This window comes from Microbacterium sp. AISO3, assembly GCF_002204305.1.
GTDB classification, from domain to species: domain Bacteria; phylum Actinomycetota; class Actinomycetes; order Actinomycetales; family Microbacteriaceae; genus Microbacterium; species Microbacterium arborescens.
Genome location: NZ_NHRF01000002.1, coordinates 46,781 through 71,701 on the forward strand (window position 1 = coordinate 46,781; position 24,921 = coordinate 71,701).

Sequence of the window (24,921 nt, forward strand, 5' to 3'; positions counted from 1 at the left end):
GCGATGACCGAGCCTGAGGTACCTGCGACGGCGCGTTCCGGCCTCACGCTGATCCTCGCTGCGACTGTCATCTCCGGCGCGGCGGCGGCGAGAGCGGGCGCGACAGCGATGATGGACGTCTCGGACGGCCTGGTGCGCGATGCCCGTCGGCTCGCGCGCGCCTCGGGGGTCACGCTCGACATCGCACGTCTCGCGCTGGGCCCGGACAGCGATCGTGCGCTCCGCGGCGGGGAGGATCATGCGCTCCTCGCGACCTTCCCGGCCAACACCATCCTCCCGGCGGGCTTCCGTGCGATCGGCTCGGTCGGCGCGGCGGGCCCCGACCCGCTCACCGTCGACGGGCTGCCGGAGCGTTCGGCCGGCGGGTGGGACCCCTACCGCGACTGGGACGGTGCCGGGGGCTGATCCGCGTCGACCGCGCGTTCGAACCACCACAGGGTCGTGTCGCCGTAGCGCTTGGTGCGCAACGGCTCGAGTCGCGCCGGAACACGCGGCTCGGGGGAGCGGCTGGCGCGTTCGACGATGACGACCGCTCCGGGCGCGCAGAGGTCTGCGAGCAACGCGAGCGTGACGGCGAGCGCGTCGTCGTCGAGGTCGTAGGGCGGATCCAGGAAGACGAGGTCGAACGGACCGGTCGCCGACCCGAGGAACGTGTCGGCGCTGCTGCGGTGGACCCTGACCGGCGACGAGGCGACTGCTCGCGCGACTGTCCGTGCGTTCTGTTCGGTCACGGCGGCGGCCGGGGCCGACTTCTCCACGAGGTCGACGGATGCGGCCCCTCGGCTGAGCGCCTCCAGGCCGAGCGCGCCCGAGCCCGCGTACAGGTCGAGCACACGCGCGCCGTCGAGGATGCCCGATGCGTCGAGTCCGCCGAAGAGGGACTCGCGGACGCGATCGCTCGTCGGACGCGTGCCGCGATCGGGTACACGCAGCGCGAGAGATCCTGCGGCGCCGGCGATGATGCGTGTCATGCGGGTCCCGCCTTTCCGGCATCATCCTTCGGGAAGCCGCCGCCCTCTTCGTCACGCAGCCGTGGCTCGCTGCGGAGCTCGGGGCGGAAGCCGGCCTTGTCGGCGTAGAAGGCGCGGATGACCGACATGTCGGCGGCGACGTCGCCGGTGAGCTCGATGGTCGGTCCCAGGCCCGTGGTCATCGTGGTGCGGTCGACGTAGCCCAGCGTGACGGGCAGACCCGACGCGCGTGCGATGCGGTAGAAGCCCGACTTCCATCCGGTGCGCGAGGTCCGGGTTCCGTCGGGGGTGATGACGAGCCCGAAGACGTCGCCCGCCGCGATCTGCGCGAGGACGTCGTCCACGACGCGCGACGGGTCGTCCCGGTCGACGGGGATGCCGCCCAGCCGCCGCATCGGACCGCTCCGCCACCCGTGGAAGAGGCTCTTCTTCCCGAGCCAGCGGATGGGGATCTGCAGGCGCCACGCGATGGCGAGCATGAGCACGAAGTCCCAGTTGGAGGTGTGGGGCGCCCCGATGAGGATGGTGGGCCTCGTCGGGGCGGGTGTGCTGACGAGGCGCCAGCGGCTGAACGTCCAGAAGAGGCGGGCGATCGCGCGTCGGAGCATCCTCTTACCGTAGAGCCTGGCGGCACCGTGTCCGACCTCCTGCCTAGACTCGTGTCCATGCCGCAGGTCGACCTCGATACACCGCTGCCGCAGGCCGTGGGCGAGAAGGTCGCGGCGACCCTCTCGCGTGCTTTCGGGATGTCCACCGTCGGCGACCTCCTCGCACACTATCCGCGTCGTTATGCCCGTCGTGGCGAGCTGACGCCCATCTCCTCACTGCCCGTCGGCGAGATGGCGACGATCGTCGCCGAGGTGAAGTCGGTCTCCGAGCGCCCGATGCGTCAGCGTCGCGGCTCGCTCCTCGAAGTCGTGATCAGCGACGGCGTCGGCGAGGCGACGCTGACCTTCTTCGGGCAGAAGTGGCGTCTCCAAGAGCTCCGGGTCGGGCGGCAGGGCATCTTCTCGGGCAAGGTCGGCGTGTTCAAGGGGAAGCAGCAGTTCGCGCATCCCGACTACGAGCTTTTCGACGACGAGGTCGAGGCGCGCGTGACGGCGGTCGCGCGCAGCCTCGAACCGATCCCCATCTACTCCGCCACGAGTACGATCACCAGCTGGCAGCTGCGCAAGATCATCGCCGACGTCATCGCCCGGCTCGGCGAGGTACCCGATCCGCTCCCCGATGAGGTGCGCGCACGTCATCAGCTCCTCGACGCTCGCACCGCGCTCGTCCAGGTCCACACGCCCACGGTTCCCGAACAGGTGCGGCCGGGGTTCGCGGCCCTGCGGATGCACGAGGCATTCGTACTGCAAGCAGCACTCCTCCAGCACCGCATCCAGGTCCGCCAGCTCGCCGCGACCTCCCGGCCCGCTGGCGACCTGCTCGAGCAGTTCGACGCTTCCCTGCCCTTCGAGCGCACGCCGGACCAGATCGCTGTCGGTGACGCGATCGCCGCAGACCTCGTGAACGAATGGCCGATGAATCGTCTCGTGCAGGGGGAAGTGGGGTCGGGCAAGACGCTCGTCGCCCTGCGCGCGATGCTGCAGGTCGCGCAATCGGGCGGGCAGGCCGCGCTGATCGCGCCGACCGAGGTGCTCGCTGCGCAGCACGTGCGATCCATCGCGAAGATGCTCGGGCCGCGGCTGGCACCCGAGCTGATGCCCACTCTGCTCACGGGGGCGCAGCCGGCCGCCGAGCGGCGCAAGGCAGCGCTGCGCGCGGCATCCGGCCAGGCACGGATCGTCGTCGGCACCCACGCCCTGCTGAGCGCCTCGACGACGTTCGCCGACCTCGGCCTCGTCGTCGTCGACGAGCAGCACCGATTCGGGGTCGAGCAGCGCGAGGCCCTGCGCGCCAAGGGAACCTCGCCCCACGTGCTCGTCCTCACGGCGACGCCGATTCCGCGCACCGTGGCGATGACCGTCTTCGGAGACCTCGACGTGTCGACCATCCGCACGATGCCGACGGGGCGTGCGGGCATCTCGACCTTCGTCGCGCCCCTGGCCGAGAAGCCCGGGTGGTTCGGTCGTGTGTGGGAGCGTGTGGCCGAAGAGGTAGCCGCCGGGCGCCAGGCCTTCGTCGTCTGTGCGGCGATCGACGCCGAGAAGGCCGTCGTCGACGACACCGACGACGCGGGCATGCTCGAAGACGGTACGCGCGCGCGCACGCGGTGGGGTGTCGTGCAGGCGAGCGCGATGCTCGCCCAGCATCCCTCCTTCGCCGATCTGACGGTGGCCACGCTGCACGGCAAGATGCCTGCGGACGAGAAGGATGCCGTGATGCAGGCCTTCGCCCGTGGTGAGATCGACGTGCTGGTGGCCACGACGGTCGTCGAGGTCGGCGTCGATGTGCCCAACGCCTCGACGATGGTGATCCTCGAAGCCGAGCGGTTCGGCGTCTCGCAGCTGCACCAGCTTCGCGGCCGGGTCGGTCGCGGAAGCGTTCCCGGTCTCTGCCTCCTGGTCACCGAGGCCGATCCCGACACGGCGGCGCGTTCGCGGGTCGAGGCCGTCGCGGCGACGACCGACGGCTTCTCCCTCGCCGAGGTCGACCTCGAGCTCCGCGGCGAGGGAGACGTTCTCGGCGATGCGCAGTCGGGCGCCCGGTCTTCGCTCCGCCTGCTCCGCGTCGTCGCCGATGCCGACTTGATCGCGCAGGCGCGCGAGGAAGCAGCCGAGGTGCTGGGCGACGACCCCGACCTCTCCCGCCATCCGGGACTGGCTGCTGCGATCGCGCGGCGGCTCGGCGAGGACGAGCGCGGCGCGCTCCATAGGAACTAGGCTCGGAGCATGAGCAACCGGATCGCGGTCGTGCCCGGCTCCTTCGATCCGCCGACCCTCGGCCATCTCGACGTCATCCGTCGTGCCGCGGCCCTCTACGACCAGCTTCACGTCCTGGTCGTGCACAACCCGGGCAAAGAAGCGATGCTCCCCATCGCGCAGCGGCAGGCGCTGCTCGAGCAGTCGATCGACGACGCCGGGATCGAGGGCGAGATCGTGGTCGCCGCGTGGAGCATGGGGCTGCTCGTCGATTACGCGACCGACGTCGGCGCCGGGATCCTCGTCAAGGGGATCCGTTCGCAGGTCGACGTCGCCTACGAGACGCCGATGGCGATCGTCAACCGGCACCTCGCACAGATCGAGACCGTGTTCCTCCTTCCCGACCCCGCGCACGCGCTCGTCTCGAGCTCGCTCGTGCGGCAGGTCGCCTCGCTCGGTGGCGACGTCTCGCCGTTCGTCCCGGGGCCCGTCGCGCGCTTCCTCGACACCGGATCCCGCGGCATCTGAGTCCGCTCGTCGCCACGGCGACTACCATGGTCGATCGTGGGTAGAAAGCACGTCACCGGACCATTCGTCATCCCCGTGCACGACATCGTGCGCCAGCCGGGGGAGATGCGGGAGTTCGCGTTCAGCGTGCCCGCGCCCGACAAATGGGGTGAGGGCCTCGTGTTCGTCCCGTCGGGTCAGCCGATCGAACTCGAGGTGCGCCTCGAGTCGGTCCACGAGGGCATCCTGGCGACCGCGGAGGCGGACACTGTCTACGAAGGGGTCTGCGGTCGGTGCCTCATGGAGCTGACACGCCCCCTCCGAATCGAGTTTCAGGAGCTCTTCGGGTATTCTGGGGACGAAGCGTCCGACTTCGAGGTTCAAGACGACCACGTGGATCTTGAAACTCCGGTCAGGGATTCGATCGTCCTGGCGCTTCCGTTCCAGCCGGTGTGTCAGCCGGATTGCCCCGGGCTCGACCCGGTCACGGGTGAGAAGCTGACGCCCGGAGCGGAGCCTGCGGAGCAGGTGCAGATCGACCCGCGCTGGGCCGCGCTGACGGCCTACACCCCAGACCACGACGACGCAGACCATCGCGTCGCGCCCGACACAGAGAAGAGCTAGCCATGGCAGGTAACCCCCCGAAGCGGAAGGTCTCCCGATCCAACACGCGTTCGCGTCGCGCGCAGTGGAAGGCCGAGGCTCCCGCCCTCGTCAAGACCATCGAGAACGGCAAGGTCGTCTACAGCCGTCCCCACCAGGCGAAGGTCGTCACCGACTCGCAGGGCACCGAGCTGTTCCTCGAGTACAAGGGTCGCAAGGTCGCTGACGTCTGACGACGAGCGGCGTGACTGAGAACATCACCGAGCGCTCGGCGCTCACCGACAAGCTCGGGGTCGATATCGACCCCGAGCTTCTGTCGCTCGCCCTCACCCATCGCTCGTACGCGTACGAGAACGGCGGGACGCCTCACAACGAGCGCCTGGAGTTCCTCGGCGACTCGATCCTGGGTCAGGCCGTCACCGTGCACCTCTTCCGCACGCATCCGGATCTCGACGAGGGCGCCCTGGCGAAGCGGCGAGCGAGTGTGGTCTCGACCGTCGCCCTGGCCGAGGTCGCGCGGACGATCGGGCTGGGCGACCACATCATGCTGGGGCGCGGCGAGACGCAGACCGGCGGTCGCGACAAAGACTCGATCCTCGCCGACGCCATGGAGGCCGTGATCGGTGCGGCGTTCCTCTCGGCGGGCCCGGACCGTGCGCAGGAACTCGTCCTTCGGCTGGTGGCGCCGCTTCTGGCCGACCCCGCGCGGTACGGGGCGGCGATGGACCCGAAGACCTCGCTGCAAGAGCTCGCCGCGCATCTGGGCGTCGCGCCGCCCGTCTACGGCATCGAGGCCTCGGGGCCGGACCACCACCGCGTCTTCACCGCGACCGTCACCGTCGGCGACGTGTCACGCGAGGGAGTGGGAAGCAGCAAGAAGCAGGCCGAGATGGCCGCCGCCCTCGCTGTGTGGCACGTGCTGTCGGCCCGTGCCTGAGCTTCCCGAAGTCGAGGTCGTCCGTGCCGGTCTCGAGCCGGCCGTCGTCGGCGCGCGCATCGAGGCCTGCACGGTCCTCGATGCGCGCGCGCTCACGCGCCACGCCGGGACGCGGGAGTCTTTCGAGCGGGAGCTGATCGGCCGCTCGCTTGCCGCGGCCGCGCGCCGCGGCAAGTTCCTGTGGTTCCCCGTGGCGGACACGGATCGCGCGGTGGTCGCCCACCTGGGGATGAGCGGGCAGATGCTCCTGCGCGAGCCGGGCGCCCCCACCGAGCGTCATGAACGGATCCGCTGGGACATCGTGCACCCCGCGCACGGCGAGCTGTCCGTGCTCTTCGTCGATCAGCGGACTTTCGGATCCCTGGCCGTCGACGACCTCGAGCCGACCGCGGATGGCGCCGCGGGCGGGCGCGGAACGGATGCTGCCCTGATCCCGGGACAGGTGCGGCACATCGCCCGTGATCCCCTCGACCCCGCGTTCGACGCCGCGCGCTTCCATCGAGAGCTGGCGCGGCGGTCGTCGGGCATCAAGCGCGTTCTGCTCGATCAGGGCGTGGTCAGCGGTATCGGCAACATCTACGCCGACGAGGCGCTGTGGGCGGCCCGCATCCACCCGGAGACCGCGGCATCTCTCCTCTCGCGCCCCGCGCGCGAACGCCTCCTGGAAGCGGTCGTCGCGGTCATGACGAAGGCTCTCGCCGAGGGCGGCACGAGCTTCGACGCGCAGTATGTGAACGTCAACGGCCAGGCCGGCTACTTCGCCCACTCTCTGGAGGCCTACGGCCGCACCGGAGCGGAGTGCTCGCGATGCGGCTCGGCCATCGTCCGGGTCGCGTTCACCAATCGGTCATCGCACTACTGTCCGCGCTGCCAGCGTCGCCGCTACTGAGCCGCTTCTTCCAGGCACCCTCGTACGAGAGCGGCCGGAAGCCGAGGGCCTCGTTGATGTCGAGCATCGGCCGATTCTCCTCGGCGTTGTAGGTGATGACGCGGGGCGAGCCGGGGGCGATCTCGCGCCACGCCACGAGCCCTGCGCACTTCACGAGCATCCCGAGCCGGTGGCCGCGGTGCGTCGCCGCCACGAGGGTGTCGTGCTGGTGGGTCGCTCCGGTGCGGTCCGAGCTGATCATGAGCTCGTTGAAGGCTGCGAGCTCACCGGTCTCGATGTGCTGGGCAGCGGTCACGAGCAGTGTCTGGTCCGCTTCGACGTAGCGCGCATCGTGGCGGGCCAGGCGCGCGGCATCCCACTCTTCCTCGTCCACCTCGAGGCCGGCGGCGGGGGCGTCGGTCGACATGCGCGATTTGAGCCAGGCGTACCCTTCGACGAACTCCGGCGGCGTCGGCACAGTCCATCGCACCACGCGATACCCGGCGGCCGCGACTGCGGCTCGCGCCAGGTGCTCATCGACGACGGCGGCGGAGCCGGGCAGATCCAGCACGCTCTTCCGGTTGATCTGCTCGAGCGTGTAGCCGTGCCGCAGGAGGAACCGCGCGGCATGGTCGCGCGGAATGTCGCCGTACCCCGTCGGTGCGGCCATCCTGTCGCCCGGCTGGTCGGGATGCTCGGCGTACGTCTGCAGAACGTGCCGTCCGTGCTCGCGGGCCGTGCGCTCGATGAGAGCGTGCGCGTGCGACCCGATCCCGCGGCCGTGGACGTCACGCAACAGTTCGATGAGCCAGTACGCCGTATCGGATCCGGCCTCGTGGGGGACGTCGAGCCCCACGCGCCCGACGACTGTGCCGTCCCAGACCGCGAGCCAGCTGAACCGCGTCTCGTCCGGACTCGGGCGATAGTGGGGGAGCAGCTCGTCGGGGCGGGCGGCGTCGTCATCGCTGCCGGTGATCTCGCGGTACACGAGATTGCGCACGCGGACCATCTCGCAGAAGTCCGCGGCGTCCGGCGCATCGATGCGGTCGGGAATGTGGAGAGAGCGCAGCTCGAGCTGCGCGGTGATGTCGTTCATGGTTCTCTTTCGATGGCGTGGGGTCTCGTCGCCGAGACCCCACGCGGATCAACGGTAGGGAGTGAGCAGGTACGCGCGCTCCCAGTGGCGCTCGCGTGCCTCTCGAGCGGCGAGCTGCTCGCGGCGGTACGCGACCTCTGGCGCAGAGCTAGCGCCGCGGTTCGCGCTCCACACGATGAGGCGCAGTGCGATCCGCAGCGCAACGCGCTGGGCGAGGGTCGGACGGCCGACGAGAGTCTGCTCGGGGATGACAGGCCGCGCAGGCGCGACCTCGGGACGTCGTTGTACGACGGTGTTCATGGTGTCCTCGTTCGAAGAGGGCGGATGTGCGATGGCGACGACGTGCGTCGCGGGGACAGCCAGGGGCTGCTGCCCGGCGCGCGGAGATCACGCGGGGCGGAAAGGCGGAACGGGGCGAGGGACTCGCAGACTCAGACGTTCAGCGGAGCACCGACGACGGCGGCTCCACCGATAACGCAGACGAAACGGTCGCGGTGCTCGGAACGAACAGCAACAGCGTTAAACGCGGTGACAGAAATCAACATCGGGGAACCTCCTTTCGTCAGGGATGCGGAAAGTGACGCTAGCGGTCCGTCCGGTGCGGCGTCAAGTCCGGCGCGTCATCCTCCGGTAGCGTGTGGACGTTGACCGAGCGCCGGGAGGGTTCGACATGCACCTGAAGAGCGTCACGCTCAAGGGCTTCAAGTCGTTCGCCCAACCGACCACGTTCGTGCTCGAACCGGGGGTCACCTGCATCGTCGGGCCGAACGGCTCCGGCAAGTCGAACGTCGTCGACGCCCTCGCCTGGGTCATGGGAGAACAGGGAGCCAAGACCCTGCGCGGCGGCAAGATGGAGGACGTCATCTTCGCGGGCACCGCGACGCGCGGTCCGCTCGGTCGTGCCGAGGTGCAGCTGACGATCGACAACCACGACGGCGTGCTTCCGATCGAGTACGCCGAGGTCACGATCAGCCGAACGCTGTTCCGGAACGGGTCGAGCGAGTACGCGATCAACGGCGAGACGTGCCGGTTGCTCGACGTGCAGGAGCTGCTGAGCGACTCCGGTTTGGGCCGCGAGATGCACGTCATCGTCGGGCAGGGCCGTCTCGACACCGTGCTCCAGGCGAGCGCGGAGGACCGCCGCGGCTTCATCGAAGAGGCGGCGGGCATCCTCAAGCACCGGCGCCGCAAGGAGAAGACGGTTCGCAAGCTCGAGGCGATGGAGACGAACCTCACCCGGCTGAGCGACCTCGCGGGCGAGCTGCGACGGCAGCTGAAGCCGCTCGGCAAGCAGGCCGAGATCGCCCGCGAAGCGGCGACGATCGCCGCCGTCGTCCGCGACGCGAAGGCGAGGCTGTTCGCCGATGACCTCGTCGCCCTGCGTGCCCAGCTCGCCGACCACGCCCGGGACGAGCATGAGCGGCACGCCGAGCGGCTGGTGCTGCAGGACCGGCTCGACGGTGTGAAACGACGCATCGACGAGCTCGAGGCCGAGCAGCGGTCCGAAGCCGTCGACCGTGCACGCGCCACCGCTTTCGCGCTCGAACAGGTCCAGGAACGGGTACGCGGGTTGCACACGCTCGCAGCGCAGCGCCGAGCGCTCCTCGAAGACGACGGCCAGCTCTCGATAGAGGTCGCCACGGTCGGGCAGTCGGCCATCGACGAGGCTCGGCAGGAGGTCGACGACATCGCGTCAGGCGTCGGTGATGCGCAGGATGCGGCTGCTGCGGCATCCCGCGACGTCATCCGGGCACGCGCCGAACTCGATGCGCTCGACGCCGACATCGCCGCCCAAAGCGCTCTCGTCTCGGAGCACGACATGCGCCTGACCAAGCTTCGCGGCCGGGCCGAGGCCGCAGCATCCCGGCTGGAGGCCCTTCGAGCGACGGTGGAACGGCAGCAGCGGGGCCTCGATGCCGCTCGCGCGCGCCGCGCCGAGGCGGAGGCAGCCCTCGAGCAGGTCCAGGCGGATGCGGCTCCCGAGATCAGCTCCGCCGAGCACACTGCCGCCTACGAGCGGGCTCAGCGCGATGCCACGGACGCCGAGACCGAGCTGGCGGGGATCCGCGAGAGGCTGCACGCGGCCGAGCGCGAGGTCGAGTCGCTCACGGCGCAGACCGCGGCACTCGGGCGCGCGCTCGAGGTCCGCAATGCCGCTGCCGATCTCCTCTCGCGCGGTGACGAGGGGCTGCGATCCCTCGTCGCCGACGCCCTGAAGGTCGAGCCGGGCTACGAGGCCCCGGTGGCTGCCGCTCTGGGGGCTCTCGCTGAAGGCGTGCTCGCGGTCGATGTGGCGGCAGCGCTGCGGGCGGCGGCCACCGCCTCCGCGGATGACCTCGGCGTGGTCGACATCGTCCTGGCGGACGCCGCGCGGGGAGAGGCTGTCGCCGCTCCACCGGGTGCTGTTCGCGCCACCGACATCGTCAGCGGTCCCGACGGTGTCGTCGGGCAACTCGAGAATGTGCTCGTCGCGGATGACCTCGACGCCGCTGTGCGCATCCGTGACGGCTGGGTCGCGAACGAGCGCGAGCGTGCCGTGGTCGTGACGAAGCAGGGTGAGCTCGTCTCGTGGCGCACCGTCCGGGCCGGCTCCGGCGAAGGGCGATCGCGTCTCGAACTCGCGGCCGAGCGCGATGCGGCGGCCGAGCGACTCAGCGAGATGAGGGTGGTCGCCGACGCGCTGCGCGAGTCGCTGGCCGAAGCGCAGGCGGCGTGGTCCGAGGCACGCGCCCGCACGAGGACGGCGCTCGAGACCCTCCGGGCGCACGACGCGGCGCTCGCGGCCGACGCGGAGAAGTTCAACCGGGCTACCGTGCGGTACGAGGCGGCCGTCGCGGAGTGCGATCGGCTCGAAGCGGGTATCGCACCCGCTGTGTCCGCCGTGACCGAGGCCGAATCGGCGGCTCGCGAGGCTGAGGAAGCGCTCGCGGCAGCGGCTGCGGCACCGAGGCCGATCCTCGACGCATCGGCGCGCGAGGGGCTCCTCGAAGCCCTCGAACAGACACGCGAACGCGAGATGCGCGCCCGGCTCGACGTCGAGACCCTGCGGGAGCGCGTGCGAGCCGGAGAGGCACGTGTGGTCCAGCTCGAACGCCAGCGCGAGCGCGAGCGGGCAGCCGCCGCCGAAGCCGCCCGGCGCGCCGTCATCCGGAGGCGGCAGCGTGCGATCGCGGACGCCGTCGCCGCACAGCTGCCCCCGCTGCTCGAGTCGATCGACCGGTCGGTCGCGGCCGCCCGCGTGGAGCTGGGTCGCGCCGAGCAGGCGCGGAGCGAGATCACGAGCGAGCTCGCAGAGCTGCGCCGTCAGGATCAATCGGCGCGCAGCCGACTCGCAGCCCTCACCGAGTCGGTCCACGGACTCGAGATGCAGATGCACGAGAAGAAGCTGCACGTGACGAGCCTGCTCGAGCGTGTCGCCTCGGAACTCGGGTTCGACGAGGACATTCTTGTTTCGGAATATGGGCCGGACCAGCCCGTCCTCGATGATTCGGGCGAGCCGGTGCCTTTCGATCGGAACGCGCAGCGGCGTCGCCTCGCCGAAGCGGAGCGAAAGCTCGCGCAGCTCGGGCGGGTCAATCCTCTGGCGCTCGAGGAGTACGCCGCGCTCGAGCAGCGCCACGCATTCCTCACCGAACAGCTTGCGGATCTGACGCAGACACGGGCCGATCTGCTGACCATCATCGGCGAGCTGGACGAACGGATGCAGTCGATCTTCCTGGCCGCGTTCGAAGACACCAAGATCGCGTTCGGCGAGGTCTTCCCGATCCTGTTCCCGGGCGGCACGGGCAGCATCTCGCTCACCGACCCCGACAATCCGCTGACGACCGGTATCGAGGTCGCGGTGCGACCCGTGGGCAAGAAGATCGAGAGGTTGTCGCTGCTGTCCGGCGGCGAGCGGTCCCTGGCCGCCGTCGCGCTCCTGACGGCGATCTTCAAGGCTCGCCCGAGCCCGTTCTACATCCTCGACGAGGTCGAGGCGGCGCTCGACGACGCGAACCTCGGTCGCCTGCTCGGCGTGTTCGAGCAGCTCCGCGAGTCGAGCCAGCTCATCGTGATCACCCACCAGAAGCGCACGATGGAGATCGCCGACGCCCTCTACGGCGTCTCGATGCGGCAGGACGGCGTGTCGGCGGTCGTCGGTCAGCGCGTACGCGAGCGCGCAGGCGCCGTAGGCTGAGGGCATGGCCGACAATCCCTGGTCGCTCTCGCGCGCGCTGCGCGGGCTCTTCGTCAAGCCGACCATCGACGAGAACACGTGGGACGACCTCGAGACGGCGCTGCTGACCGCCGACTTCGGGCCTGACATCACCGAGCGTCTCGTCGACGACCTGCGGGACAAGGTCGAGCGGTACCGCACCACCGACCCCCGTGATCTCCAGCGCATGCTGAAGGAGACGCTCGAGGAGCGGTTCGCAGCCTTCGACTCGACCCTGCGCCTGACCGAGCGTCCCGCCGTCGTCCTCGTCGTCGGTGTGAACGGCGTGGGGAAGACCACGACGATCGGGAAGTTCGCGAAGTTCCTGCAGCGATACGGCCGGTCGGTCGTCGTCGGTGCGGCCGATACGTTCCGTGCCGCGGCCGTCGACCAGCTCGCGACGTGGGCCGAACGCGGCGGTGCACAGATCGTCCGGCCGCAGCAGGAGGGCCAGGACCCGGCTTCCGTCGCGTTCCAGACGATCGATTACGCCAAGCGGACGGGCACGGAGATCGTGCTCGTCGACACCGCCGGCCGCCTGCACACCAAGGGCGGCCTGATGGACGAGCTCACCAAGATCCGGCGCGTCATCGAGAAGCAGGCGCCTATCAGCGAAGTGCTGCTGGTGCTGGATGCGACGACGGGCCAGAACGGCGTGATGCAAGCCGAGGCGTTCCTCGAACACGCCGGCGTGACGGGTCTCGTCCTGACCAAGCTCGACGGGTCCGCGCGGGGCGGTTTCGTGCTCGCGGTCCAGGAGCGCACCGGCATCCCGGTCAAGCTGCTCGGTCAGGGCGAGGGCATAAACGACCTCACCGGTTTCACCCCGCACGTGTTCGCAGCCGCTCTCGTCGACTGAGCGCCGCGCCGCATCTCCACTTCCCCCGCACCCTCACGGCTGGTTTCATAAACACATGGCGATCGAGCACGACTACTTCGGACTCCTCGAGTCGGGTCCGGACGGATCGATCTTCTGGTCGGATCACGTCGAGATCGGCGACCAGACGGTCACCGTCGATCTCACGGCCCCGGATCAGGACGACGTGTCCGCCGCCGCGCTCGACGTCGCTGCCGCGATGATCTCGGCGATCGAGTCGATCGACCTCTCCGCCCGAAACGCGATGGTGTCGGAGCTCAACGACCGCACGAGCGAGGTGACCGAGTTCATCCTCCAGCAGCAGGAGGAGCTCGGAGAGGACATCGAGTCGTACCTGGTGGATATCTCCGGCGACGTCCACATGGACGTCATCCGGTCGCTGCAGCTGATCAGCATGACGATCCTGGCCGACGAGCACGGGGGATCGGACCCGTTCGCGGTGCTGGAGTACGCGCTCGACCCCGACTCGACCGAAGAGGTGCTCCTGGTCAACCTCACGAGCGACGGCAGCATCCAGTCGGTCACCAGCGCCGACTGACGTGCAGACCTTCCTGCCCTACCCATCGTTCGCCGAGTCGGCGGCTGCGCTCGACACGGCTCGACTGGGCAAGCAGCGCGTCGAGACGCTGCAGCTGCTGCGGGCCAACACCGTCCCGGGATACGGATGGCGCAACCACCCGGCCGCCAAGATGTGGCGCGGCCATCTGCCGGCCCTCACGGCGTACGGCCTGGCGATGACGGACGCGTGGATCGCCGCCGGTCGCCCGGATACGGTCCGGCCGCAACTGCTGCGGTTCGCTCCCGATGTCGACGGGATGCCCGAGAGCGAGCTCGAGATGCCGCCGTGGCTGGGCGATGAGGCGTTCCACCTGTCTCACCGCTCCAACCTCGTGCGCAAGGATGCCGCGTTCTACCGCCCGCGTTTCGGCGATGTCCCCGACGACCTCCCGTACATCTGGCCGCCGGACCCGACCGCGGCCTGAGTCGCACGCGGACGGGTCGGCGACTCGTCAGACGGCCTGCGCGAACCCGGACTGCGCGGAGTCGGCGAGGTGCGCGAGGTGCGGGGGGATCTCCCGGCCCTTGGCGGTCATCGATTGCGCCCACAGCCGCCCGGCCCGGTAGGAGGACCGCACGAGTGGTCCGGCGAGAACCCCGAGGAAGCCGATGCGCTCCGCCTCTTCGCGGAAGCCGACGAACTCCTCTGGCTTGACCCACCGGTCGACCGGCAGATGACGAGGCGTCGGCCGCAGATACTGCGTGATCGTGATGATGTCGGTGCCGGCGTCGTGGAGGTCCTGGAGCGCCTGCACGACCTCCTCGGGGGTCTCGCCCATTCCGAGGATGAGGTTCGACTTGGTGATGAGTCCGGCGTCACGGGCGCGCGTGATCACGCCGAGCGAGCGCTCGTAACGGAACGCGGGTCGGATCCGCTTGAAGATGCGGGGGACCGTCTCCACGTTGTGCGCGAAGACCTCCGGTCGCGACGCGAAGACCTCGTCGAGCTGCGCCGGGTCGCCGTTGAAGTCGGTCGCGAGGATCTCGACGCCCGTGCCCGGGTTCTCCGCGTGGATCCGTCGCACCGTCTCCGCGTGCAGCCAGGCTCCGCCATCGGCGAGGTCGTCGCGCGCCACCCCGGTGACCGTGGCGTAGCGCAGCTGCATCCGGCTGACGCTTTCGGCGACGCGCCGCGGCTCGTCGGTGTCGTACTCGGCCGGTTTACCCGTGTCGATCTGACAGAAGTCGCACCGTCGTGTGCACTGCGAGCCGCCGATGAGGAAGGTCGCCTCTCGGTCTTCCCAGCATTCGTAGATGTTGGGACATCCCGCCTCCTGGCAGACGGTGTGCAGGCCTTCCTCGCGCACGAGGTCGTGGAGCGCGCGATACTCCTCGCCCATCCGGGCCTTCGTCTTGATCCACTCCGGCTTGCGCTCGATCGGCGTCTGCGCGTTGCGGACCTCCAGGCGAAGGAGTTTGCGTCCCTCCGGCCCGCCCGCGGCGGGAGCGGCGGGCACGGCGCAGCCGCCGCTCATGCCGCGACCGCCGTCTCGAACTCGGCGCGGAAGCGACTCGTGACGGTGTCCACCACGTCGGCGGGCGAGACCCTCCGGGCCAGGACCGTGGAGAGTGAGGCGACGCCGGCATCGGTGATGCCGCACGGGATGATCTGCTCGAACGGCGCGAGATCGTTGTCGCAGTTGAGCGCGAAGCCGTGCATCGTCACGCCGCGCTGAACCCGGACGCCGATCGCCGCGATCTTGGCGTCGCGGCCGTCCTGGCTCACCCACACGCCGCTTCGGCCCGCCACCTGCCGGGCTGAGACGCCCAGGTCCGCGACGGCTGAGATGAGGACCCGCTCGAGCCTCCGCACGTGCGAGACGACGTCGACGGGCTCGGGCAGGCGCAGGATCGGGTACCCCACCAGCTGTCCCGGGCCGTGCCAGGTGATCTTTCCGCCGCGATCGACATCGACGACGGCGGTCCCGTCGGTCGGTCGCTCCGCGGGCTCGGTACGCGCGCCCGCGGTGAACACCGCTTCGTGCTCGAGGAGGAGCAGCGTGTCCGGGCTGCCGGCGACCACGGCGTCGTGGACGCGGCGCTGCAGCTCCCAGCCTTCTGCATAGGGGACGACGGCGGGGGCGAGCCCCACGACGCGGACATCGAGCACGGATCCTCCTCGAGATACTGGACTGCGTCCAACAATACGACACGCCTAGGCTGTGATGGTGACGTCATCCACCCGCGCGGGCCGGCCTCGCGTGTCGTCCCGCGAAACCCTTGCGGAGGCCGCCTGCGAGCTGTTCCTCGAGCGCGGCTACGAGGCGACGACGGTCGCCGACATCACCCGGCGTGCCGGTGTCAGCCGGTCGAGCTTCTTCAACTACTTCTCATCGAAGTCGGCGGTCCTGTGGTCGGGGCTCGACGAGCGCATCGGGGCGCTCGAGCTCGCTCTGCGGGGCGCCGGCGGTGCCGACGAGGTCGCGTCTGCGATCGGCGACCTCGCCCGAGGCTTCGCCCCCGACGCCCTGGCGCTGGCGATCGTCAACGACGTCGCGATGGGACTGTCGGACGAGCTCGCGCGGGATGCCGCGTTGCGGGCCGCCCGCGTCGCGCGTGCCGTCGCCGCGGCCCTTCACCGCTCGGGGATGGCGGCACTCGAAGCCGACATCCTCGGCGCGGCCTGGGGCGGTGCGGTGCTCGGCGCCGTCCGCTCGTGGGCCCGCGGGGGAGCGGGGCGCGCCGACCTGGCTCAGGAGATGGGGCGAGCTATCGCCATCGTCCGGGGGCGCTGACCGGGTCGCCCTCTCGCATAGAATCGAGGGATCATGGCAACTTTCGGCACGCTCTCCGACCGTCTTACCGAGACCTTCCGGAATCTCCGCACCAAGGGAAAGCTCTCGGCGGCTGACGTCGACCAGACCGTCCGTGAGATCCGCCGTGCGCTTCTCGACGCCGACGTCGCTCTCGCGGTGGTCAAGGAGTTCACCGCCAAGGTGCGCGAGCGCGCGCTCGGCGACGAGGTCAATCGCGCGCTGAACCCGGCGCAGCAGGTCGTCCAGATCGTCAACGAGGAGCTCGTGGGCATCCTCGGCGGCGAGCAGCGCCGCCTGCAGTTCGCGAAGAACCCGCCGACCGTGATCATGCTCGCGGGTCTCCAGGGCTCGGGAAAGACAACGTTCGCCGGCAAGCTCGCCAAGCAGCTCGAGAAGGACGGTCACACGCCGCTCCTCGTCGCGTGCGACCTCCAGCGTCCGAACGCCGTGAACCAGCTCCAGGTCGTGGCCGAGCGTGCCGGTGCCGCCATCTACGCTCCCGAACCCGGCAACGGCGTCGGCGACCCCGTGCGCGTCGCACGCGACGGTGTCGAGCATGCACGCCGCCAGCAGCACGACGTCGTCATCATCGACACGGCGGGACGCCTGGGCGTCGACGCGGAGCTGATGAAGCAGGCCGCCTCGATCCGCAAGGCCACCGATCCCGACGAGGTGCTCTTCGTCATCGACGCGATGATCGGTCAGGACGCGGTCAACACCGCCAAGGCGTTCCAGGAGGGTGTCGACTTCACCGGCGTCGTCCTCTCCAAGCTCGACGGCGACGCCCGAGGCGGTGCCGCTCTGTCGGTCGCCTCTGTGACTCAGCGCCCGATCATCTTCGCTTCCACGGGCGAGGGCCTCGACGACCTCGAGCCCTTCCACCCCGATCGCATGGCCAGCCGCATCCTCGACCTGGGTGACATCCTCACCCTGATCGAGCAGGCGCAGCAGGCGTTCGACGAGCAGGAGGCCCTCGCGGTCGCCGAGAAGCTCGCGAAGGAGCAGTTCACGCTCGAAGACTTCCTCGACCAGCTTCAGCAGATGAAGAAGATGGGGTCGATGAAGAAGATGCTCGGCATGCTGCCGGGCATGGGGCAGATGAAGCAGCAGCTCGAGCAGTTCGACGAGCGCGAGATCGACCGCACCGAGGCGATCATCCGGTCGATGACCCCCGCGGAGCGCCGCAACCCGAAGGTCCTCAACGGCTCGCGTCGCCTGCGCATCGCGCGCGGATCGGGGATGACGGTGACCGACGTCAATCAGCTGGTCCAGCGGTTCGAGCAGGCGGCCAAGATGATGAAGACGGTCGCGCGCGGGGGCGTTCCCAACATCCCGGGGATGGGGCCGATGGGCGGCAAGCCCGGCGCCTCGAGCAAGCGTGGCAAGCAGGCCAAGAACAAGGGCGGTTCCCGTTCGGGCAACCCCGCGAAGCGCGCCGCCGAGAACGCGGGCCTCGCGACCGCGACCGCGCCGACCGGCTCGGGCTTCGGTCTGGGGGCAGCCGGGCAGGCTCAGCCGAGCGAGGCCGACCTCGCCGAGATCCAGAAGCTCTTCGGCAAGGGCTGAGTCGAGCGGGCCCGGCTCAGCGGCCGACGTCCGGCTTCGCCAAATGCTGGCGCAGCGTGGGGCCGTCGCGGAACTCGCGGATCAGGTGCTGGACGACCTCGCGAAGGTCGCCGTCGGCGGCATCCGCGACGCGCGTCTGACGGAGGTAGCTGGCCCCCTGATCGAGAATCGTGTTCAATCCACGGAACTCGCGCGCGCAGTGCAGCTCTTCGGCGATCGGCTCGAGTTCGGCCATCGTGTCGCGGAGGTGGTCGGCGACGTGGCGCTGAGTGCCGTCGGCATCGACGATCAGACGCGCGTCCAGCCCGTACCGAGCTGCCCGCCACTTGTTCTCGCGGACGAACCACGGCGGGATCGTCGGGAGCTCGCGGCCCTCATCGAGCTGCCGTGAGAGATGCTCGGTGAGGACCTGGACGAGGGATGCCACGGCCGCCAGCTCGGGGAGGGTCGACATCCCGTCGCAGGCGCGGATCTCGATCGTTCCCCACTTGGGAGCGGGGCGGATGTCCCAGCGCACCTCCGAGGCGTCCTCCATGACGCCCGTGCGGACCATGCCGTCGAGGTAGCTCTCGAAGTCGCTCCACTGTGTGAAGCTCCACGGCAGGCCGGCGGTCGGCAGCTGCTGGAAGACGAGGGCCCGGTTGGACGCGTATCCGGTGCGGTCGCCGGCCCAGAACGGGCTCGACGCCGACAGGGCCTGCAGGTGGGGGAGGTAGAGCGACAGTGCGTTGATGAGGGGGAACACCTTGTTGACGTCCTCGACGCCGACGTGGATGTGGATGCCCCAGATCATCATGTTCCGGCCCCACCACTGGGTCCGCTCGATGAGCTTGTGGTAGCGGGTCTTGTCGGTGATCTGCTGCTCGTACCATCGGGCGAAGGGGTGACTTCCGGCGCAGAGCATCTCGAGGCCGCGCGGTGCGGCGAATTCGCGCACCCGCTGGATGGCGTCATCGATGTCGTCGACAGCCGCGGCGACCGTGTCGCCGACCCCGCTGGTCACCTCGATGGTGTTCGTCAGCAGCTCGCCGGTGATCGTGTAGCGCTCGAGTGCGGAGGAATCCTCCACCTCGGCGAGCACTTCGGGCGCCCGGGGCGCGAGATCCCCGGTGTCGCGGTCGGCGAGCATCAACTCCCACTCGATGCCCACGGAGGAGCGGGCAGACGTGGCGAAGGGGACCGTCATGCGCTCAGTCTGACACGCGGTGCGGTGCGGTTCGCGACGACCGTCATCATCTGGCAAAATAGACGGTTGGACCGCTCGCTCGACCCTCTATCCGGCGGGAAGGTCCACCCTCAGAGCTCCCGCCGGGTGTGCACCCCACGCTCCAGGCGACGTTCACTTCACATCACACCACTCAGGAGAATTGTGGCTGTCAAGATCCGTCTCAAGCGCCTCGGTAAGATCCGCGCGCCCTACTACCGCATCGTCGTCGCCGACTCGCGCACCAAGCGCGACGGCCGCGTGATCGAGGAGATCGGTCAGTACCACCCGACCGAGGAGCCCTCGATCATCAAGGTCGACTCCGACCGCGCCCAGTACTGGCTGTCGGTCGGCGCTCAGCCGACCGAGCAGGTCACCGCGCTGCTGAAGCTCACGGGCGACTGGGGCAAGTTCAAGGGCGACAAGAACGCCGTCTCGACCGTCCGCACGGCCGAGGCCAAGGGCGAATTCGTCGCAGACGCGTCGAAGAAGTCGGTCATCAAGCCGCAGGCCGCCAAGAAGGCCGAGGAGCCCGCCGCTGAGGCTCCCGCCGACGAGGCTCCCGCCGCCGACGCGACCGACGCGGAGTAATCCGTTGCTGTCCGCCGCGCTCGAGCACGTCGTCAAGGGGATCGTCGATCACCCTGATGACGTCGTCATCCGTTCCTCCTCGTCGCCCCGCGGCGAGGTCCTCGAGGTGCGCGTGCACCCCGACGACCGGGGACGGGTGATCGGGCGCGGCGGACGCACCGCCAAGGCGCTGCGGGCGCTGATCTCCGCGCTTGCCGACGGCACGCGCGTTCGCGTCGACGTCGCGGACGACTGACATGGCCGCCGACCCCGCTCGCACACAGCTGCGCGTCGGGCGCCTCGTCAAGGCGCACGGCCTCAAGGGCGCACTCAAGCTCGAGCTCTACACCGATGATCCCGACGGCCGCTTCGTGCCGGGCGCGACGTTCACGTTGCAGGTCCCCGAGGCGTCTCCCTGGCACGGCAAGTCCGTGACCGTCCGCGAGTTCCGGTGGATGAACTCGCACCCCGTTCTCTTCCTCGAGGACGTCAACGACCGCGATGCCGCCGAGAGCCTCGTCAAGGCCATCCTCTGGGTCGACCAGGACGGCGACGCCACGGTCGAGGATGACGCCTGGTTCGATCACCAGCTCGTCGGCCTCGACGTCGTGCGCGACGGCGAGCGGGTCGGACGCATCGCACGCGTCGATCATCTCCCCGCGCAGGACCTCCTCATCGTCCAGCGCGACGGCGACGACACCGAGATCCTCGTGCCGTTCGTCAAGGCGATCGTGCCCGAAGTGGATGTCGCTGCGGGCCGGGTCATCGTGACCCCGCCGGCGGGGCTGTTCGAAGACCTTCCGGCCGAGGAAGCTGACGACGCCTCCGGCGCGGCATCCGACCGGGACGGCGACGACGCCCCCTCCGAGGACTGACGTGCGCGTAGACGTCGTCACGATCTTCCCCGCATTCTTCGACGTCCTCGAGGTCTCCCTTCTCGGCAAGGCGCGCGGCGCCGGCCTCCTCGACGTCCGCGTGCACGACCTGCGGGACTACACCACCGATCGGCACCGCACCGTCGACGACACCCCGTATGGCGGCGGTGCGGGGATGGTGATGAAGCCCGAGCCGTGGGGGCTTGCACTGGATGCGATCGTGGCGGACGCGGGCGATCGCCCGACGTTCATCTTCCCTTCGCCTGCCGGCGAGCGATTCTCGCAGAGCACCGCGCGCGAGCTGAGCGGAGCGTCGCACCTGGTCTTCGGCTGCGGCCGCTACGAGGGAATCGACGAACGCGTCTTCACCTACGCGGCGACGCTCGGCGATGTCCGGCTCATGAGTCTCGGGGACTACGTCCTCAACGGGGGAGAGGTCGCCTCGATGGCGATGATCGAGGCGATCGGGAGACTGATCCCCGGCGTCGTCGGCAATCCCGAGAGCCTCGTGGAGGAGTCTCACGAGGACGGGCTGCTGGAGTACCCCTCGTACACGAAGCCCGCATCGTGGCGCGGTCACGATGTGCCGGACGTCCTGCTCAGCGGGCATCACGGGCGCGTCGCGGAGTGGCGGCACGCCCAGCGGGTCGAGCGGACGCGCGAGCGCCGTCCCGACCTGCTTCCCGCGGACGACTCCGAAGCCTGAGCCGGAAGCCGGTCGGGTCGAGGGACGCGTCAGTCGACGCCGAGGAACGACCGGTCGGTGAGGACGACCGGACCGTCCGCGGTGATGGCGACGGTGTGCTCGGAGTGCGCACCCCGCGATCCGTCGGCGCTGCGGAGCGTCCAGCCGTCGGCATCCGTGACCAGCTTGTCGGTGCTCTGCAGGAACCACGGCTCGAGCGCGACGACGAGACCCGCACGCAGCGGGTAGCCGCGGCCCGGCTTGCCGTCGTTGGGCACGTGAGGGTCGCCGTGCATCTCGCGTCCGACGCCGTGGCCGCCGAAGTCCGTGTTGATCGACAGGCCGTCGGCGCGCGCGACCGTCGCGACCGCGTGGGAGATGTCGCCGATCTTGTTGCCGACCACGGCGGCGCCGATCGCCGCGTCGAGAGCGCGCTCAGTCGTGTCGATCAGTGCGAGGTCCTCGTCGCGCGGGGTTCCCACGACGAACGACACCGCGGAGTCGGCGACCCAGCCGTCGACGGAGACGGCGAAGTCGAGTGTGACGAGATCGCCGTCGCGGAGGGCATAGTCGTGGGGCAGGCCGTGCAGCACGGCGTCGTTGATCGACGTGCAGATGACCTTGCCGAACGGGCTGGCGCCGAACGACGGGTGGTAGTCGATGTAGCAGGACTCGGCGCCGGCGCGGCGGATCAGGTCGTGCGCGCGCCGGTCGATCGCCAGGAGGTTCGTGCCGACCTTCGTCTCGTCGCGGAGGGTCGCCAGCGTCTCGGCGACGAAACGTCCCGCGGGGCGCATCGCTTCGATCTCGGCAGGGGTGCGCAGCTCGATCATCGTGATCCTCTCTTCAGCTTCTATCCTGCCGGACCGGCGTAGCATCGGGAGCATGTGGCTGCGACGCGCGCTCTTCCATTGGCTCCTTCCGGCGGCTCTGGTGCTGCCGCTGTGGCTCGTGGTGGGCTGGGCCATCTCGGGCGCGAGCGGCTGGGTGTTCCTCTGGGTCCTCTTCATCGCGGTGCCGGCCGTTCTCGTCGGTCAGCTCGTGACGACGTTGCTGGTGCGGGCCCGGGGCACCGTTCGACACTCGCGGATGCTGTCGTGGTGGGACGTACTCGTGTTCACGCTGTGGCACGCACTCATCATCGCCATCGGGTTCTACCCCGAGGGTGCCTTCTGGCCGCTGCTTCTCGCCGCAGTCGCCGCCTTCCTCGGCGTCTTCTGGGTGTCGCTCTGGCAGCTCTTCCGCGAAGCGCGTCCCGTCTCGCTGTTCTCCGTCGCCACCGATCCCGCCTACCTGCGTGAGGCGATGCGGCCCACGACCGAACGTCGTGCCGACGAGAAGGTCGTGATCATCGAAGAGGTCCGACGCAGCGACAGCTGACGTTTTGGTCGGCCGGGCCCGGCATGGCAGAATGAACGCTTGTGCCCTGACAGATCTCTGCCTCAGGGGAGCGGCGCCCGGCGGGTGCCCGGGGCACCGCATCCTTATTCAACTCTCTCGTGGTCGACCTGAGGCGGTCGCAGGAAGAACAGATCATGCAGATCCTCGACTCCGTCGACGCAGCATCGCTGCGCAGCGACATCCCCGCATTCGCCCCCGGCGACACCGTCAAGGTGCACGTCAACATCACGGAGGGCAACCGCTCGCGTATCCAGGTCTTCCAGGGCGTCGTCATCGGCCGCTCCGGCGACGGTGTGCGCGAGACCTTCACCGTCCGGAAGATCAGCTTCCAGGTCGGCGTCGAGCGTACGTTCCCCGTCCACAGCCCCGTGATCGACCACATCGAGGTCGTCACGCGCGGTGACGTGCGTCGCGCCAAGCTGTACTACCTGCGCAACCTGCGTGGCAAGAAGGCCAAGATCAAGGAGAAGCGCGACCGCTGATCGCAGCGACGCATTCTCTGGATGCCCCGGGCTCAGGCTCGGGGCATCCGTCGTCTCCGCTGCGCGGTGACCGGTGATGGTCGCGGAATGTGCGACCCTGGGTAAGGCTCCCCGGCGGGAGAGTCGGATGAGAGGCGATGAATGACCACCGATGACCTTGCCGCGCAGGCGCCGAAGCCTGCGCGTTCACGATCACGTCGCCTCGGCCTGCTGCTTCGCGACATCCTCGTGATCGTCGCCATCGCACTCGCGGTGTCGTTCCTGGTCAAGACGTTCCTCGTCCGTTCGTTCTACATCCCATCCGGGTCGATGGAGCGGACGCTGCTGAAGGACGACCGGATCCTGGTGGACCAGCTCACGCCGCGATTCGGCGGGTATGCCCGCGGCGACGTCGTCGTCTTCCGCGACCCCGGTGGATGGCTCCCGGCCACGGTCGAGCCCGCCCGCCCGCCGCTCGTGGAGGGCATGGACTGGGTGCTCTCCGTCGTCGGGCTGTCGGCTCCCGACAGCAAGGATCACCTGATCAAGCGGATCATCGGGATGCCGGGCGACCATGTCGTCTGCTGCAATGCCGTCGGCCAGATCACGGTGAACGACGTTCCCATCGACGAGTCCTCGTACGTCTCGCTCGCGGACGGGCAATCGGCTCCGCAGGAGGTGCCGTTCGACGTGACGGTGCCCGAGAACTCGCTGTGGGTGCTCGGCGACAACCGCGATCATTCGCGGGACTCGCGCTACAACCGCGACCAGCCTTCGCAGGGGTTCGTCCCGCTCGACAATGTCGTGGGGCGCGCCTTCCTCATCACCTGGCCGCTCGACCGTTTCGGCCTCATCGACTTCCACCACGACGTCTTCGCGGGTGTGCCCGCGCCCGAAGGACGATGACCGTCGTCGCGCCCCGGCTGACCGTCGAACGGCGGCTGCTGCGCGAACACGAGTTCGTCATCGCTCTCGACGAGGTCGGGCGCGGTGCGTTGGCGGGCCCGGTCTCGGTCGGTGCCGCCGTGCTCGACGCGCGCTGCGCGCGCCGCCGGATCCCCGAGGGGCTTCGCGACTCGAAACTCGTGACCGAGCTGCGCCGGCCCGAGCTGGCGGTGCGAGCAGCCGACTGGGTCATGGCGTCGGCGGTGGGGTCGGCCACGCCGGGAGAGATCGACGAGATGGGGATCATGCGGGCGCTCGGACTCGCTGCAGTCCGAGCGATCCAGGGTCTCGGTGCTGTCGACCCCTTCGCCCCGGAGACCGTCGTCATCCTGGACGGCAACCACGACTACGTGAGCCCGATGGCCGGACCGGGCCTGACCGTGAAGACGATCATCAAGGCCGACCGTGACTGCGCCAGTGCGGCGGCGGCATCGGTCATCGCGAAGGTGGACCGCGACACCCATATGACCGACCTGCACGATGAGACGCCGATGTACGAGTGGGCGCGGAACAAGGGTTACGCCAGCGCGCTCCATCGCGCGGCGATCCGTGAGCACGGGTTATCGCGTCATCACCGGGCGTCGTGGGCGATCGCCGACGCGCCGACGCTCTTCTGACCTCGGTGCCCGGGGTCGCCCGGACGAGAACGTCGTGCTGCCGCCGCCTAGGATGGAAGCACCATGGATGACGAAGTCTTCGAAGACTATGACCGCGAGCTGGAGCTGGCGCTCTACAAGGAGTACCGCGACGTCGTTTCGCAGTTCCAGTATGTGATCGAGACCGAGCGTCGCTTCTACCTCGCGAACGACGTCAATGTCGTCCGGCGCGACACCGAGCACGACTTCTACTTCGAACTGACGATGAACGACGTGTGGGTGTGGGACATCTACCGGGCCGATCGTTTCGTGAAGTCCGTGCGGGTGCTGACCTTCAAGGACGTCAACGTCGAGGAGCTTCAGCGTCGCGACTTCGAGCTGCCCGACGAGCTTTCGCTCGACAGCTGACCTTCCTCCCCAGGACCGTCTCCGAGCCCGTTCTGCAC

General features: G+C 69.4%; 30 protein-coding genes (1 of these 30 running past the window's edge). 22 read left to right on the forward strand and 8 right to left on the reverse strand.

Annotation, left to right across the window (positions count from 1 at the left end; genetic code table 11):
- Positions 1 to 405, forward strand: the final stretch of a protein-coding gene (locus CBF90_RS03005) for a thiamine-monophosphate kinase (RefSeq protein WP_088379907.1). The gene continues 693 nt to the left of window position 1, outside the view; the window shows 405 of its 1,098 coding nt (coding positions 694–1,098); its start codon lies beyond the left edge, outside the window; its stop codon occupies positions 403 to 405.
- Here the strand turns inward: CBF90_RS03005 and rsmD are convergent.
- Positions 375 to 971 carry a 16S rRNA (guanine(966)-N(2))-methyltransferase RsmD gene (rsmD, locus tag CBF90_RS03010; RefSeq protein WP_023951006.1) on the reverse strand — a complete coding sequence of 199 codons (597 nt, stop codon included), beginning with the start codon at positions 969 to 971 and terminating at the stop codon, positions 375 to 377. The genes CBF90_RS03005 and rsmD overlap by 31 nt on opposite strands.
- Complete coding sequence (locus CBF90_RS03015; RefSeq protein WP_064956647.1) at positions 968 to 1,579, reverse strand: 1-acyl-sn-glycerol-3-phosphate acyltransferase; 612 nt, start codon at positions 1,577 to 1,579, stop codon at positions 968 to 970. The genes rsmD and CBF90_RS03015 overlap by 4 nt, the downstream gene beginning before the upstream one ends.
- A 57-nt stretch (positions 1,580 to 1,636) precedes the next feature.
- Here CBF90_RS03015 and CBF90_RS03020 point away from each other — a divergent pair, with 57 nt between their 5' ends.
- The 6 genes from CBF90_RS03020 (at position 1,637) to mutM (ending at position 6,711) form a co-directional block, all read left to right on the forward strand.
- Positions 1,637 to 3,796 (forward strand): ATP-dependent DNA helicase RecG, encoded by a 2,160-nt coding sequence (locus CBF90_RS03020; RefSeq protein ID WP_064956646.1) that lies wholly within the window; start codon positions 1,637 to 1,639, stop codon positions 3,794 to 3,796.
- Between the two features lie 9 nt (positions 3,797 to 3,805).
- Positions 3,806 to 4,303: a pantetheine-phosphate adenylyltransferase gene (gene coaD, locus CBF90_RS03025; protein WP_023951000.1), complete on the forward strand. Its 498-nt coding sequence runs from the start codon at positions 3,806 to 3,808 to the stop codon at positions 4,301 to 4,303.
- Between the two features lie 105 nt (positions 4,304 to 4,408).
- Positions 4,409 to 4,906, forward strand: coding sequence for a DUF177 domain-containing protein (locus CBF90_RS03030; RefSeq protein ID WP_052007726.1), 498 nt, complete (start codon positions 4,409 to 4,411; stop codon positions 4,904 to 4,906).
- Between the two features lie 2 nt (positions 4,907 to 4,908).
- Positions 4,909 to 5,118: a 50S ribosomal protein L32 gene (gene rpmF, locus CBF90_RS03035; RefSeq protein ID WP_013586329.1), complete on the forward strand. Its 210-nt coding sequence runs from the start codon at positions 4,909 to 4,911 to the stop codon at positions 5,116 to 5,118.
- Positions 5,119 to 5,129: 11 nt separating this feature from the next.
- On the forward strand, positions 5,130 to 5,822 hold the full coding sequence (rnc, locus tag CBF90_RS03040) for a ribonuclease III (protein WP_023950996.1): 693 nt from the start codon (positions 5,130 to 5,132) through the stop codon (positions 5,820 to 5,822).
- Complete coding sequence (mutM, locus tag CBF90_RS03045) at positions 5,815 to 6,711, forward strand: bifunctional DNA-formamidopyrimidine glycosylase/DNA-(apurinic or apyrimidinic site) lyase (RefSeq protein ID WP_064956645.1); 897 nt, start codon at positions 5,815 to 5,817, stop codon at positions 6,709 to 6,711. Before rnc ends, mutM begins: the two co-directional genes overlap by 8 nt.
- Here mutM and CBF90_RS03050 read toward each other — a convergent pair.
- Both CBF90_RS03050 and CBF90_RS03055 read right to left on the reverse strand, forming a co-directional pair.
- Entirely contained in the window at positions 6,659 to 7,786 is a 1,128-nt protein-coding gene (locus CBF90_RS03050; protein WP_023950994.1) for a GNAT family N-acetyltransferase, read from the reverse strand. The two genes, mutM and CBF90_RS03050, sit on opposite strands and share 53 nt — an antisense overlap.
- Positions 7,787 to 7,834: 48 nt before the next feature.
- The gene (locus tag CBF90_RS03055; protein WP_023950993.1) at positions 7,835 to 8,086 is read right to left on the reverse strand and encodes a hypothetical protein; all 252 of its coding nucleotides are present in this window, start codon (positions 8,084 to 8,086) and stop codon (positions 7,835 to 7,837) included.
- A gap of 370 nt (positions 8,087 to 8,456) precedes the next feature.
- Between CBF90_RS03055 and smc the strand changes: the two genes are divergently transcribed.
- Genes smc through CBF90_RS03075 form a run of 4 tightly spaced genes read left to right on the forward strand, consistent with a single transcriptional unit; the run spans position 8,457 to position 13,841 of the window.
- A complete protein-coding gene (gene smc, locus CBF90_RS03060; protein ID WP_088379908.1) occupies positions 8,457 to 11,963 on the forward strand; it encodes a chromosome segregation protein SMC in 3,507 nt (1,168 codons plus the stop codon).
- A gap of 4 nt (positions 11,964 to 11,967) precedes the next feature.
- The gene (ftsY, locus tag CBF90_RS03065; protein WP_023950991.1) at positions 11,968 to 12,840 is read left to right on the forward strand and encodes a signal recognition particle-docking protein FtsY; all 873 of its coding nucleotides are present in this window, start codon (positions 11,968 to 11,970) and stop codon (positions 12,838 to 12,840) included.
- Positions 12,841 to 12,895: 55 nt separating this feature from the next.
- Positions 12,896 to 13,396 (forward strand): DUF2004 domain-containing protein, encoded by a 501-nt coding sequence (locus CBF90_RS03070; protein WP_023950989.1) that lies wholly within the window; start codon positions 12,896 to 12,898, stop codon positions 13,394 to 13,396.
- Between the two features lies 1 nt (position 13,397).
- A complete protein-coding gene (locus tag CBF90_RS03075) occupies positions 13,398 to 13,841 on the forward strand; it encodes an MSMEG_6728 family protein (RefSeq protein ID WP_023950987.1) in 444 nt (147 codons plus the stop codon).
- Between the two features lie 27 nt (positions 13,842 to 13,868).
- Here the strand turns inward: CBF90_RS03075 and lipA are convergent, their stop codons facing one another.
- Together lipA and lipB are read right to left on the reverse strand one after the other, a co-directional pair.
- A complete protein-coding gene (gene lipA / locus CBF90_RS03080) occupies positions 13,869 to 14,873 on the reverse strand; it encodes a lipoyl synthase (protein ID WP_036304889.1) in 1,005 nt (334 codons plus the stop codon).
- A 14-nt stretch (positions 14,874 to 14,887) separates the two neighbouring features.
- On the reverse strand, positions 14,888 to 15,526 hold the full coding sequence (gene lipB / locus CBF90_RS03085) for a lipoyl(octanoyl) transferase LipB (protein WP_023950982.1): 639 nt from the start codon (positions 15,524 to 15,526) through the stop codon (positions 14,888 to 14,890).
- A 58-nt stretch (positions 15,527 to 15,584) separates the two neighbouring features.
- Between lipB and CBF90_RS03090 the strand changes: the two genes are divergently transcribed.
- A complete protein-coding gene (locus tag CBF90_RS03090) occupies positions 15,585 to 16,151 on the forward strand; it encodes a TetR/AcrR family transcriptional regulator (RefSeq protein ID WP_172407781.1) in 567 nt (188 codons plus the stop codon).
- A 33-nt stretch (positions 16,152 to 16,184) separates the two neighbouring features.
- A complete protein-coding gene (gene ffh, locus CBF90_RS03095; protein WP_064956639.1) occupies positions 16,185 to 17,738 on the forward strand; it encodes a signal recognition particle protein in 1,554 nt (517 codons plus the stop codon).
- Between the two features lie 16 nt (positions 17,739 to 17,754).
- Here ffh and CBF90_RS03100 read toward each other — a convergent pair whose 3' ends face one another.
- Positions 17,755 to 18,924: a glutamate--cysteine ligase gene (locus CBF90_RS03100; protein ID WP_023950979.1), complete on the reverse strand. Its 1,170-nt coding sequence runs from the start codon at positions 18,922 to 18,924 to the stop codon at positions 17,755 to 17,757.
- A gap of 183 nt (positions 18,925 to 19,107) precedes the next feature.
- Between CBF90_RS03100 and rpsP the strand changes: the two genes are divergently transcribed.
- From rpsP to trmD, 4 genes are read left to right on the forward strand one after another with little or no spacing between them, the layout of a single operon-like run.
- Positions 19,108 to 19,533, forward strand: a complete 426-nt coding sequence (rpsP, locus tag CBF90_RS03105) for a 30S ribosomal protein S16 (RefSeq protein ID WP_023950978.1) — start codon at positions 19,108 to 19,110, stop codon at positions 19,531 to 19,533.
- 4 nt (positions 19,534 to 19,537) lie between these two features.
- Positions 19,538 to 19,768 (forward strand): RNA-binding protein, encoded by a 231-nt coding sequence (locus CBF90_RS03110; protein WP_023950977.1) that lies wholly within the window; start codon positions 19,538 to 19,540, stop codon positions 19,766 to 19,768.
- Position 19,769: 1 nt separating this feature from the next.
- Positions 19,770 to 20,387, forward strand: a complete 618-nt coding sequence (rimM, locus tag CBF90_RS03115) for a ribosome maturation factor RimM (protein WP_023950976.1) — start codon at positions 19,770 to 19,772, stop codon at positions 20,385 to 20,387.
- A 1-nt stretch (position 20,388) separates the two neighbouring features.
- Positions 20,389 to 21,093, forward strand: coding sequence for a tRNA (guanosine(37)-N1)-methyltransferase TrmD (trmD, locus tag CBF90_RS03120; RefSeq protein ID WP_088379909.1), 705 nt, complete (start codon positions 20,389 to 20,391; stop codon positions 21,091 to 21,093).
- 29 nt (positions 21,094 to 21,122) lie between these two features.
- On the opposite strand, the gene map is transcribed toward trmD, so the two are convergent.
- On the reverse strand, positions 21,123 to 21,905 hold the full coding sequence (map, locus tag CBF90_RS03125) for a type I methionyl aminopeptidase (RefSeq protein WP_023950973.1): 783 nt from the start codon (positions 21,903 to 21,905) through the stop codon (positions 21,123 to 21,125).
- Between the two features lie 52 nt (positions 21,906 to 21,957).
- Here map and CBF90_RS03130 point away from each other — a divergent pair, with 52 nt between their 5' ends.
- The 5 genes from CBF90_RS03130 (at position 21,958) to CBF90_RS03150 (ending at position 24,883) form a co-directional block, all read left to right on the forward strand.
- Entirely contained in the window at positions 21,958 to 22,452 is a 495-nt protein-coding gene (locus CBF90_RS03130) for a hypothetical protein (protein WP_064956776.1), read from the forward strand.
- 155 nt (positions 22,453 to 22,607) lie between these two features.
- Positions 22,608 to 22,955, forward strand: a complete 348-nt coding sequence (gene rplS / locus CBF90_RS03135) for a 50S ribosomal protein L19 (protein ID WP_023950969.1) — start codon at positions 22,608 to 22,610, stop codon at positions 22,953 to 22,955.
- A gap of 141 nt (positions 22,956 to 23,096) precedes the next feature.
- Complete coding sequence (lepB, locus tag CBF90_RS03140; RefSeq protein WP_023950967.1) at positions 23,097 to 23,840, forward strand: signal peptidase I; 744 nt, start codon at positions 23,097 to 23,099, stop codon at positions 23,838 to 23,840.
- Positions 23,837 to 24,496 (forward strand): ribonuclease HII, encoded by a 660-nt coding sequence (locus tag CBF90_RS03145; RefSeq protein WP_088379910.1) that lies wholly within the window; start codon positions 23,837 to 23,839, stop codon positions 24,494 to 24,496. The genes lepB and CBF90_RS03145 overlap by 4 nt, the downstream gene beginning before the upstream one ends.
- A gap of 63 nt (positions 24,497 to 24,559) precedes the next feature.
- Positions 24,560 to 24,883: a DUF2469 family protein gene (locus tag CBF90_RS03150; protein WP_023950963.1), complete on the forward strand. Its 324-nt coding sequence runs from the start codon at positions 24,560 to 24,562 to the stop codon at positions 24,881 to 24,883.
- Positions 24,884 to 24,921: the final 38 nt, after the last annotated feature.